Below are 10,548 nucleotides of genomic sequence, written 5' to 3'. Positions count from 1 at the left end.
TATGCGATCGTCGGCAGCGTCAGATGTGTATAAGAGACAGGGCACGTACTGCGGCGCCGGCCGGGTCGGGGCGCGATGGACCGGTGCCGCGGGCGGCGGATTGACCGGGGTCTGCGGTACGGGCTGCTGCACCGGCGACGGTGCGGGCGCCGGGGCGGCGACCTCCGACGGGCTGGGCGCGGGTGCGGGCGGCGGGGGCGCCGGGCTCGGAGCGGGCAGCTGCGCTTGCGGCGGGTTGCTCGGGGGCGCCGGAAGCTGGACCCTCGGCGTGGCGACGCTGACGCCGGAATTGTGCCGCACGTCCGGTCCCGGCCGATCTGACGTCAAAGTCACAAGCACCACCCCGCCTATCACGGCGACGATGCCGGCCAGTGCGCTACCGGCCAGCATCATGGACCAGGGCCGGCGTGGGGGCTCCTCCTCGTCGTCAGCGACGGCGCTGTACGCCCGGGCGTCGGTGCCGACGTCGGCATGGCCCCAGACATCCAGGTAGGTCGGGGTGAGCGCAGGTGGATTCATCTCGCCGGTGCCCGGGTCCAGCGCATAGGCCAGGGCCGCCGTCGACGACGCGAACAGCGGGGCGTTCGCCGACGCCAGTGCCGCCCCGCGGGCCAGCGCCATGTCCGGCTCCTCGGGGCCGGTGACCGGAAGCGGGGTGGCCGCCTCGAGCGTGGACTTCAGCGCCACGATGTCGGTTCCGCAGCCGATCAGGAACACACCGTCGGCCCGGGAACCGCGGGCGTCCAGACCGGAGACCATCGCCGCCAGTTCCGCGTCCAGGCCTCCCGCGCGACCGTCGCCGATCTGGCGCCGATGCAGGTCGACGATGGAGCCGTCGGCGACGTCGACAACGGCCAGCGTCGCGTTCGCCGGCTCGACGAACAGCATCGCGAGGCGCTCGTAGCCCAGCGCGTAACCCACGGTCTGTGCCAGCGCGGCCGCGGCGAGCAACGGTGCGACCAGCATCACGCCGTCCAGTTCGTGGGTGGCAATCGCCTCCCGTAGCGCGCCGACGCCGGCGGGGTCACTCCAGGTGACCCCGATCGAGGTCAGCTGGTGACCGCCCTCGAGCACTCCTTCGCGGGTCCCGATGATCGCGTCGATCACCTGATCGACGGCACCAGCGGCCGAATTCTCAGCGGCCCCAACCTCGAACTCTTCTTGTTCGACGGTCACGCCGTCCGCATTTTGGCCTTCGATCGCTACCAGGCGGACTGTCCTGGGAGCCATCGACACCCCAAGCACGATGTCCACGTAACGCCTCCAAGGTCTTTTTCAACGCCCTCCGCGAGGGCATGGCGAGACGAACCCCGCCCGAACTTGGTGACATAAACGTTACGCGCGTGCGGCTAAGCCCGCAGGCGGTGTGCGTACGCAGGAACGACGCTAATAACCCGGCCCGAGGAACGGATTTTGGGAGTTCCCCGGATACTGTGCGTTCCCCGGATACTGCGGATACTGGTTCCCCGGATACTGCGGATACTGCGGGGTCGCAGGAGCCTGCTGCTGTGGAACCGGCACCGGAATCGGTATCGGTATCAGCGGCACGTGTATCCACTCCGTGGTCATCGGCACCGTGGTCGTGGTGCTGGTGGTCGGCGGCGGTGGGGGCGGCGGTGTAGTGGTTTCCATCGGTGGCGGCGGCACCGTGGTGGTGACCGTCGGCTGCGGCTGCGGCGGCGCAGTCGTCGGAGGCGCCGTATGCCGCGGGGTGTGCACCGGCGCCGGCGGCGCGGTGGTGACCACCACCGGAGGCGGAGGTGGCGGCGGCGGCGACGGCGGCGGTTCCGGCGGCGGCACCGGGCTTGGAATCGGTTGCGCACTCGGCGGCGGTACCGCGGTGGGCGGCGGCGGTGCGGCCGGGCGCGGCGCCACCGAGTTGGCCGGCGGCGCCGGCAGCGGCGCGACGGAGGGCGCCGGCGGGGCCTGGCGGTTTTCTATCCCGGTCAGCGTGTAGGCCACCCCGCCGATGGCCGTCATGGCGACCACGGCCGACATGCCGATGATCAACTGGGAGAACCGCAGGCGCAGTCGGCGCCGACGTTCCGGCGAGGGTTCGATGACGTTGAGCCGCATCGACCAGCCGGACGGACCGTCTTCGTCGTAAGTTTCGCCACCGAACCGCATCCGCAGGTCGCCGGGGTATTCGGTCTGCGACCACGCCAATTCGCGATCGGTCAGCGCCTCGTCATCGATCACCAGCACGTCGCCGGCCCCCAGGTCGACGACGTCACCGGCGGTGTCGGCCGCGGCGAGCAGCCCTATGGACGTCCGGGTGCGCAGATCCAGCTCGCCGCCGCGAGAAGCCAGGATCAGCGCCCCGCTGGCCGCGGCCAAGGCGGGTTGCGACGGCGTCAGGATCGGCGTGCGGCCGTGCATCGAAAGGCGTTCGGTGACAAGCGGAATGCGGGCCCCTCCGCCGACCGTGACCACCGCTGCCAGGTCCGACCAGTTCTTGCGGTAGCGCACCAGCAGGTCGTCGAAGGCATAGATGAAGCCGGTCAGCCGATCCGCAATCAGCTCTTCGAGGTCGTCCTGCGTCAACGTCAGGCTGCAACTGCGCCCGCCCAGCACCGCGCTGATGTCGGTGGCGATGTCGGTCGAAAGCCGCTCCTTCGCGGCGCGGCATTGTTCGCTGAGTTCGCTGAGCTGTCCGAGACCGGCGGTGCTGGCCGGGTCGAGGCCGCTGCCACGGCCCAGTTCCTCGAAGGCACGCAGCTGCAATTCCTGGTCGATCTCGTCGCCGGACAACGCGGCGTAACGCATTGTGGCGCTGACGAGTTCAAAGTCTCCAGCGACATCGACCAACGTGGCCGACGTGCCGCTCCCGCCGAAGTCGAGCACCCCCACCACGCCCTCGTCCGGCAGGCCGAGCTCGGAGCGCACCGCGGTCAGCGACGCGATCGCGTCCGAGACCAGCCGCGGCGCCATCCCACTTCGCACGAAGCCCACATGGGTTCGCAAGGCGTCCCGCAAGGCCTGCACCGTCGCGGGTTTCCAATGCGCCGGCACGGCGATGGAGATCTCCGAGCACGCCGCATCCGCACCGGCGGCGAGCACCATCGCGTCCAGCGCCTCCACCGTCAGGAGCTCCGGGTCGTGCGCGGAACCGTCGGGCGACACCAGCGCGACGGAATCACCGATGCGCTCAATGAAGCCCTTCATCGGTACGCCTGGCTCAGCTAAGGGCGGGTTCTCTTCGGGCGCACCGATTTTCGGAGCACAGTGCGGGTAGAGGGTAACCACAGACCGCCGGGTAACCGGTGGGCTTCCATTACGCGCAGCGACCAGGTTCGTGGTCCCGATCGACAACCCTAGTGGGTCGTACATAGAGCGAAAACCTCGTCTATAGGGGTCGGTGGCCAGCGTTAACGATAGCCGCGGACACGCGGAAAGCCGATGCTTCGCAATGTCATTGGTATCCGCTCGATGCGCGTGCGTCACCGAAGCGGTACCGGAAACCCCTTGACAAAAAGCGTTGTGTTACAACACCGTCAGCGGCAGCGAACGCCTGGGCTCGAATTGGAATGTCGCTCCGCCACTGACCCTTACCACCGAAACCTCTGGCAGTTCCTCGGTGCGCGTGTCGGTTTCCACCAGCTCCGCCGTCCAGTCGGTGGCCGTTCCGCTAACTCGAACCTCGATATGCGGTTCCACCGCGGTGGCGATCGCCTGGAGCGGCTGTACGGACTCGGGCGAGCACAGCGAGATCCAGGAACGGTCGTCATGGGCCGGCGACGGGTGGACGTGCAGCCGGTTCGACTCCGTCTCGGCGACAACGTAGTCGGCGGGGTTCAGCAGCGGGTGCAGCTCGAGAACCCGCAGTGCTCCTTCGATCCCGGCCGGAAGTTTCAATGCGCGGTGAATGCGTTCGGCGGCCAGGCCGGCTATGCCGATCAGACCGCGGGTGCACACGCCGACGGCTTCGTCGTCGTTGGCGGCGCGTGCGGCCACCGCGATCGCGAACGACAGGTACAGCAGGTGCATCTGCAGGCAGACCTCGTCGGCCATCCGGACCAGCGCCGAATGCGAGAAGGCGGCGAAGTCGAAATCGGACAGCAGCGGGCCCGAGTAATCCGACTGCCCCTCGTCGGAGGGGTCGATGGGATCGAGTTCCCATGTCGCTGCCCGGGTTTGGCTGACGATATCCAGGGCCGGGATGCTACGGGCTTCGGGGTGGGACTCGTCGATGATGACGGTCCATGCGCAGTGCGGATGCCGGTCCGCCGGCGTCCGCGGCGGGCGGTGGATGGGCCGCACCTGGGCGCGCGGGTTGGTCGCAATCGCGGTGGCGTCGAACGTCGGATCCTCGATGGTGTGACACATCCCGAACACGTACTGTTCGCCCATCGGCTCCACGTCGAGCAGGGCGCCGCAGTGGTCGAGGTGGAATTCGCCGTGCCAGCGGTCGTGAACCGTGTACCGGAAATCCATGAATTGCGGTGGCGCACCGATATCGAGCTGCAAACCCTTGAAAATCGTCGGCACGTCGTTGCCCTCGTAGTTCAGCGCTTTCTGCATGCGCCTGGTGTAGACGGGGCTGGCGCCCGCCCACTCCTCGATGGCGATCTGGACCATCTCGTCTCGACCGAACGAGGAGATGCACCAGGCCATCCCGGATCGGTCGATCAGCTGCCCGATCAGCAGCAGTTCGGGAACCAGAACGACGAGCTCGTCACGGGACAATTGCGCGTATCGCGAGGGGCTGCTCACGCCCCAAAAATAGACTCGACTATGTTATAAAGTCAATAATGTCCATCGTCGCTGGCCAGACACCTGATCGCCCGGTTGGCCCCACCCGGCGAACCACCGCGCCCCGCAAGCGCGGCGATGCCACCCGGGCGAAAATCATCGACGAGACGGTCCGCTGCATCGTGGAGGAGGGATTCTCCGCCGCCACCGCCAAGCACGTGGCCGAACGCGCGGGCGTGACCTGGGGGGTCATCCAGTACCACTTCGGGGATCGCAGCGGCCTGCTGATGGCGGTGGTGGACGACGGAGTGGCCCGCCTGGTGGACAGCCTGTCGTCGGCCGATGTCAGCGAGCTACCGTTGCGGAGGCGAATCGAGGTCGTCGTCGACACCGCCTGGAGCTGCTACAGCAGCCCAACCTCGATGGCCGCCTTCGAAATCCTGCGCGAGACCCGCGGCGGCCCGGACCCCTCGTCGCGGCGCCACCTACTCGACATGAACTCCGCAGTCGGCCAGCTGGGCCGATTGATCACCACCGATCCGGCGCATGCCGGTGTGGCCGAGGTCATTTGGGCCACGCTGCGTGGCGTGGTGCTCGCGCAGATGCTCACCGGCACCGCCATCGACTGGAGCCTGGAACGACGTGCCCTCATCGACATGGTCACCCGTGTGCTGCAATGACCTGATGACCCTCGACGATCTCGCCGATATCGAAGCGATCAAGCAAGTCAAATACCGGTATCTGCGCGCGCTGGACACCAAGCATTGGGACGACTTCACCGACACCCTGGCCGAGGACATCAAGGCCGATTACGGCCCATCGATCGGCAACGAGTTGCACTTCACCAACCGCACCGACCTGGTGGAGTACATGCGGACGTCGCTGCCCCCGAACGTCATCACCGAGCACCGGGTGACGCATCCTGACATCACCGTCGACGGCGACACCGCAACGGGCAGTTGGTATCTGCAGGACCGGGTCATGGTGGCCGAGTTCAACTTCATGCTGATCGGGGCGGCCTTCTACCGCGACACCTATCGTCGCACCGATGCCGGATGGAAAATCAGCGGTACCGGCTACGACCGAACCTATGACGCCACAATGTCTTTGGAAGGTCTGAACTTCACGCTCAAACCCGGCCGCGCCGTCGCCACCGACTGACGACTACTTGGTGATGGCGATGACCGCGCCGGGCCGCAGCCATTTCATGATCGACACCAGCTGAGCGTCGTCGACCGCCACGCAGCCTTCGGTGGGTTTCCCGTCGGTGGTGTGGAAAAAGAACGCGGCGCCCCCGCCCGGGGTCTTGTTCTTGTTGACGCCCATCACGACCGCGTGCTTGTACTGCGGGATTTGCAGGTTTTCGCTGTCGCCGGTGTTGAACGGGCACTGCGCCTTCTGGCACACCTGCATCGAGTTGAACGTGGGACTGTGGTCGTCGCCGCTCCACCAGTAGTTGGGCCCGGAGACCTGGGTGTAAGGCAGTCCGGTACCGGGATTCGGCGCCGTGCCGAACGAGGAGTCGAGGCTGTACACGCCCATGGGGGTGGCCGGAACCCCGCTCTTGGCCTGCGGCGCCATCCCCGCCGATCCGACGTGGGTGGGAATGCCGGAGCGCAGCGACTGCCAGCCCGTACCGGTGCGCTGGAAGATCTCCATGGTCGCGTTGGAACCGCCGGTGCTCGCCACCGAAACCACCTGCGTCGCATTGCCTACCGCGGTCGCGAACCAGGGAGCGCCGGCGGCGGCGCTGATCGGCGCCAGCACCACCGAGGCGAAAATCACGGACGCCGCGGCGCACAGCGAAGTGAGCAGTCGGTGCATGCACTCCATCGTCAACGGGCGCATCTTCGGGGTCAAGTAAAGCTTTAGCCCCAGTTAGGTCACGGGCCGTGACCAAATATCCACCGCGACACCGTTGTTAGGGTACGGCGGCGGGCTCGGTCGCGCGTTGCGGGCCGGCGGGTCGCTTGGTCGCTGGCCGAAAAATCAAGAGACACAACAGGAAATACAGATATCCGAGCGACCAGCCGGCCAGCACGTCGGACGGATAGTGCACATTCAGGGCCACCCGGGAAATGCCGACCATCAACAGCGACACCGCCACCACCGCGACCGCGATGCGGCGGGTCAACCCCTTCATCCTCGGAAAGAAAAAGCACAATACGGCGAGCAGGGCGGCCATCGCCTCCAGCGCATGCCCGGACGGAAACGAGGTGGACGGCGCGGCGACCAGCATGGCCGGCGGACGCGGGCGGTTGACCAGCGCCTTGGCCGCCGCGGTGGCGAACTCGTTGACCGGACCGCACGCCAAGACCAGCACCAGCGCGGCCCGCAGATTGCGTATCACCAGGGCGAACACCGTCACCGCAATGCCCAGCAGCGACATCGGGACGGGGCCCAGCACGTACGACACGGCTTCCCAAAACCGCAGCCACACCGGGTGTTTGACCGCCATGTCGCGGGCCGCGTTCAGCAGCGACCAATCCATCCGGTGCAGCCAGGCCCACCCCCGGCAGTAGCCCACCCACAGCAGCGCATACACCGCCGCGGCCAACACGGCGATACACACGGCCGCCGGCGTCCTCGGGCGAGTCATAACCAACCGATACCAGCAGCGCTACCGGTGACATGCGGGCGACCCGCTGCACCCGGCGCCCAGCGCCGCGCTTGCGATCGCCCGGTGACATGCGGGCGACCCGCTGCACCCGGCGCACAGCGCCGCGCTTGCGATCGCCCGGTGACATGCGGGCGACCCGCTGCACCCGACGTCGGGCGCCGCGCTTGCGATCGCCCGGGACCACCGTGCGGCCCACCCCACGGAGCCGCTCGCGCGGTCATACTGTCGATATGGCCGTCTTTGTCCGTAGGTTGTTCGGCATCGGCAAGCTGCCCGACGAGCTGCATGCCCAGGTCGAGTCGGAGGGCCTTACCTACCTCGCCGATTACGTCGCCGTGACCCGGCGATTCAGCGGCACCATCCCCGGTGTGCGGTTGCCGCACAGCGTCGCCAGTTACACGGGTTCGCTGGCCTTCACCTCCGAGCGGGTACTGGCGACGCTGTCGATGCTGCCCAGGCTGGCCGGCCCGACCGTCAACGTGCGGTGGAACGCGCCGCAGACCGGCGCGGCGCAGGTGGAGATCTCGTCGACCGGTTTGCAGGTCAATGTCGACGTCTCCCGGGTCGACGAGAAGTTCACCGGAGAGTTGTCGCTGCACTACAAGGTCGCCATTCCGGACGACGTGCTGGGCGGCCTGCCCCGGCAATCGCTGGCCTTCGACATGCCGCCGGAATACGTGTTCCGCGCGGTCGGTGTTACCTATAGTCCCTGATCGTGATGCGCGGCCAGGGCGGCTGCCGCAGCACCGCCAGGCTGCCGATCACCGCGGCCAGCAGGCCGGTGATCACCCCGATCAGCGCGACCCGGCCCGTGTCCACGGCCGGCCGTCCAGGAGGCCTGCCCGTTGCGGATGGCGAACACCCCCAGCGGTTTGGTGACCACGATGACGGTGGTGCCGTCCGGGGTCTGGTAGGGCTCGCCGTAACCGCGGCCCGCGGCGGGATCGGCGGCCAGCTGATCGAGTACATCGGAAGGCTTCACGGAGCACTCCCTTCCCTGGGGTTCACCAGATCCTGGGGTCACGGCACGATCCACGCTAACGCGGATTTCCTACGATGGCTGATGTGACCGGTGACGCATTCAGCCCGCAAGAGCGGCGGGCCGTCTATCGCGTCATCGCCGAACGCCGCGACATGCGACGATTCGTTCCCGGTGCGGTGGTGGACGAGGCCGTGCTGGCGCGCCTGCTGCAAGCCGCCCACGCGGCGCCCAGCGTCGGCCTCATGCAGCCGTGGCGTTTCATCCGGATCACCGACGTCGCGCTGCGGCGGCGCATTCACGCCCTGGTCGACGAGGAACGCCCGCGCACCGCGGCCGCCCTGGGCCGGCGAGCCGACGAGTTCCTGGCGCTGAAGGTGGAGGGCATCCTCGAGTGCGCGGAGCTGTTCGTGGTGGCCCTCGGCGACGACCGCGACGCGCACGTGTTCGGCCGGCGCACGTTACCGCAGATGGATCTGGCCTCGGTGTCGTGCGCAATCCAGAATCTGTGGCTGGCGGCCCGGTCCGAAGGCCTGGGCATGGGCTGGGTGTCGCTGTTCGATCCGCAACGGTTGGCGTCGCTGCTGGAGATGCCGCCGGGCGCCGAACCGGTGGCGATCCTGTGCCTGGGGCCGGTGCCCGAATTCCCCGACCGCCCGGCGTTGGAACTGGACGGCTGGGCCGTCGGGCGCCCGTTGTCGGAGTTCGTCTGCGAGAACCGATGGGGTCAACAGCCGATGCCCTGATGCGTCGGCCCTCAGCAATCATTTGGGCACGTTGCGGTAACGTCGCCGGTCGCAAGGCAATGTGAGAGGTGACGCAATTGACGCCGGGCGACATAGCGGACCAACAACAGAACACGGGCTTTCAGGACAACGTGCTGATCGTGCACTGGCACGACCTGGGGCGCTACCTCGGCGCCTACGGCCACCCCGACGTGTCGAGCCCGCGACTGGACCGCCTTGCCGCCGAGGGCATCCTGTTCACCCGGGCGCACGCTACCGCGCCGCTGTGCTCGCCGTCGCGCGGATCGCTGTTCACCGGCCGCTACCCGCAAAACAACGGCCTCATCGGCTTGGCCCACCACGGCTGGGAATACCGTGACGGCATCCGGACCCTGCCCCAGATATTGTCCGAATCAGGATGGTACTCAGCGCTTTTCGGCATGCAGCACGAGACCTCCTACCCCAAGCGGTTGGGTTTCGACGAGTTCGACGTATCGAACTCCTACTGCGACTACGTGGCCGACAAGGCCGACGAATGGCTGCGGCAAAGTGCCGACGGCCTTGTCGGCCAACCATTTTTGTTGACCGCGGGCTTCTTCGAGACGCACCGGCCGTATCCGCGGGACCGCTACACGCCGGCGGACAGCGCCGAGGTGGATCCGCCCGATTACCTACCCGACACCCCCGAGGTGCGCGGCGACCTCGCCGACTTCTATGGGGCCATCAGCACGGCCGACGCCGCCGTCGGCCGGCTGCTGGACGCGCTGGCCGACACCGGTTTGGACGCCACCACCTGGGTGGTGTTCTTCACCGATCACGGCCCGGCGTTCCCCCGGGCGAAATCCACGCTGTACGACGCCGGCACCGGCATCGGCATGATCATTCGCCCGCCCGCCAACCGGACCGTGACCCCCCGCGTCTACGACGAGCTGTTCAGCGCGGTTGACTTGGTCCCGACGTTGTTGGGGCTGTTGGGAATTGACACTCCTGCCGACGTCGACGGCGTCTCGCACGCGCCCGCCCTGCTGGAGCCGCAGCGCCGAACTTCACCGGTGCGCGACCACGTGTACACGATGAAGACCTACCACGACTCGTTCGATCCGATTCGCGCGATTCGCACCAAGGACTACAGCTACATCGAGAATTACGTGCCCCGGCCGCTGCTGGATCTGCCACTGGACATCAGGGAAAGCCCGTCCGGGCTGGCCGTCGCGCCGTTCGTCACGGCGCCGCGGCCCGAGCGTGAACTCTACGATCTGCGCACCGACCCCACCGAGACCACCAACCTGCTGGCCGACGACGGCACGGATGCCGACGACGTCGCGGCCAACCTTGCTGTGCTGCTGCATGATTGGCGCCAGCGCACCGGCGATGTCATCCCCTCGGAGTTCGCCGGCACCCGCATCTCGGCGCGGTACACCGAGACGTATCTGCAGATCCACCACGCGAAGCCGACCCCCCGCTCGGGGATCGCCGCCGACCGGGGCATCGAAGACGGCAAGCCCACGCAGCGTTAGTTGCCCTCGGATTGA

Annotated in this window: 10 protein-coding genes and 1 pseudogene; 5 read left to right on the top strand and 6 right to left on the bottom strand. The window is 67.6% G+C overall.

The genetic code is table 11. The features are described 5' to 3' along the window. The 3 genes from A5782_RS24010 to A5782_RS24000 all read right to left on the bottom strand — a co-directional run. A partial coding sequence (locus A5782_RS24010) for a hypothetical protein (protein ID WP_082943076.1) occupies positions 1–1,254 on the bottom strand: 1,254 nt, incomplete at its 3' end. Positions 1,255–1,386: 132 nt separating this feature from the next. Next, complete coding sequence (locus A5782_RS24005; RefSeq protein WP_067104769.1) at positions 1,387–3,330, bottom strand: Hsp70 family protein; 1,944 nt, start codon at positions 3,328–3,330, stop codon at positions 1,387–1,389. A 153-nt stretch (positions 3,331–3,483) separates the two neighbouring features. Further along, the gene (locus A5782_RS24000) at positions 3,484–4,713 is read right to left on the bottom strand and encodes a hypothetical protein (RefSeq protein WP_067104768.1); all 1,230 of its coding nucleotides are present in this window, start codon (positions 4,711–4,713) and stop codon (positions 3,484–3,486) included. Positions 4,714–4,751: 38 nt separating this feature from the next. Between A5782_RS24000 and A5782_RS23995 the strand changes: the two genes are divergently transcribed. After that, complete coding sequence (locus A5782_RS23995) at positions 4,752–5,372, top strand: TetR/AcrR family transcriptional regulator (protein WP_067104767.1); 621 nt, start codon at positions 4,752–4,754, stop codon at positions 5,370–5,372. 4 nt (positions 5,373–5,376) lie between these two features. Further along, positions 5,377–5,853 (top strand): nuclear transport factor 2 family protein, encoded by a 477-nt coding sequence (locus A5782_RS23990; protein WP_369815674.1) that lies wholly within the window; start codon positions 5,377–5,379, stop codon positions 5,851–5,853. A gap of 3 nt (positions 5,854–5,856) precedes the next feature. Here the strand turns inward: A5782_RS23990 and A5782_RS23985 are convergent, their stop codons facing one another. Beyond that, the gene (locus A5782_RS23985) at positions 5,857–6,516 is read right to left on the bottom strand and encodes a L,D-transpeptidase (RefSeq protein WP_067104772.1); all 660 of its coding nucleotides are present in this window, start codon (positions 6,514–6,516) and stop codon (positions 5,857–5,859) included. Between the two features lie 97 nt (positions 6,517–6,613). Continuing rightward, positions 6,614–7,291 carry a phosphatase PAP2 family protein gene (locus tag A5782_RS23980; protein WP_067104765.1) on the bottom strand — a complete coding sequence of 226 codons (678 nt, stop codon included), beginning with the start codon at positions 7,289–7,291 and terminating at the stop codon, positions 6,614–6,616. 251 nt (positions 7,292–7,542) lie between these two features. Between A5782_RS23980 and A5782_RS23975 the strand changes: the two genes are divergently transcribed. Further along, a complete protein-coding gene (locus A5782_RS23975) occupies positions 7,543–8,025 on the top strand; it encodes a hypothetical protein (RefSeq protein ID WP_067104764.1) in 483 nt (160 codons plus the stop codon). Here the strand turns inward: A5782_RS23975 and A5782_RS23970 are convergent. Further along, positions 8,009–8,294 (bottom strand): annotated as a pseudogene (locus A5782_RS23970) (hypothetical protein). The gene A5782_RS23975 and the pseudogene A5782_RS23970 overlap by 17 nt on opposite strands. Positions 8,295–8,368: 74 nt before the next feature. Here A5782_RS23970 and bluB point away from each other — a divergent pair. Together bluB and A5782_RS23960 are read left to right on the top strand one after the other, a co-directional pair. Further along, positions 8,369–9,037 (top strand): 5,6-dimethylbenzimidazole synthase, encoded by a 669-nt coding sequence (gene bluB / locus A5782_RS23965; RefSeq protein WP_067104763.1) that lies wholly within the window; start codon positions 8,369–8,371, stop codon positions 9,035–9,037. A 68-nt stretch (positions 9,038–9,105) separates the two neighbouring features. Further along, a complete protein-coding gene (locus A5782_RS23960) occupies positions 9,106–10,533 on the top strand; it encodes a sulfatase (protein WP_067104762.1) in 1,428 nt (475 codons plus the stop codon). The last annotated feature ends 15 nt before the right edge of the window (positions 10,534–10,548 follow it).

The sequence above is a fragment of the Mycobacterium sp. 852002-40037_SCH5390672 genome (assembly GCF_001665875.1).
Classification (GTDB): domain Bacteria; phylum Actinomycetota; class Actinomycetes; order Mycobacteriales; family Mycobacteriaceae; genus Mycobacterium.
The sequence above is the reverse complement of the archived record's forward strand: the minus strand, read 5'-3'. Positions and strand labels throughout refer to the sequence as shown.